Source organism: Stenotrophomonas sp. YIM B06876 (assembly GCF_030711595.1).
Classification (GTDB): Bacteria; Pseudomonadota; Gammaproteobacteria; order Xanthomonadales; family Xanthomonadaceae; genus Stenotrophomonas.
This window is the reverse complement of the sequence record NZ_JAUJUJ010000452.1, coordinates 1-649: the sequence shown is the minus strand read 5'-3', so window position 1 is coordinate 649 and position 649 is coordinate 1. Positions and strand designations below refer to the sequence as shown.

The 649-nt window shown below is 62.5% G+C and carries 1 protein-coding gene; it reads left to right on the top strand.

Translation table 11 applies throughout. From position 1 onward, the window contains the following. Positions 1 to 398: 398 nt before the first annotated feature. Positions 399 to 649: hypothetical protein (locus QZH66_RS17895; RefSeq protein WP_305807157.1), on the top strand; the 251-nt coding region annotated here is incomplete at its 3' end.

Genomic DNA, 649 nt, shown 5'->3' with positions numbered 1-649 from the left:
GGACAGCGGCAGCAGCCCGTAGAGCACGAAGGTGATGACGGCGCCCAGCACCGAGCCGGTGCTGCTCGTGGCTTCGGCCACGGCGGCCATGAGAGCGACATAAAGCCAAGCGATAACAACCAGATACATCAGGATTCCAGGTAAGGGGAGAAAGGGGCGGCCGTGCCATGCCAGGGCGTTACCATAGCTGCGTGGTCGGCAACAAATGGGGCGCATGCCACGCAGTGGACGAATGCCCCGCACNAAGCCAAGCGATAACAACCAGATACATCAGGATTCCAGGTAAGGGGAGAAAGGGGCGGCCGTGCCATGCCAGGGCGTTACCATAGCTGCGTGGTCGGCAACAAATGGGGCGCATGCCACGCAGTGGACGAATGCCCCGCACTCGAGGAGGCAGCATGGATTCTGATTCAGCCTGGGCCCAAGGTGCCCAGCAATTCCAGCAGATTTTCGGCGAAAGCTGGTCGCGTGCGCTGCAATCGTTCCAGGGCACGGGCCTGGGCAAGACGCCAGCCGTCCCGGCGCTGCATTTTTCCACAGAAAAATTGCAGGCGCTGCAGCAGCAATACATGGAGCAGGCACGCGAGCTGTGGAGCCAGGGCCTGCAAGGTGCGCCCACCACGGGGGCCGACAAGCGCTTCAGCGGCGA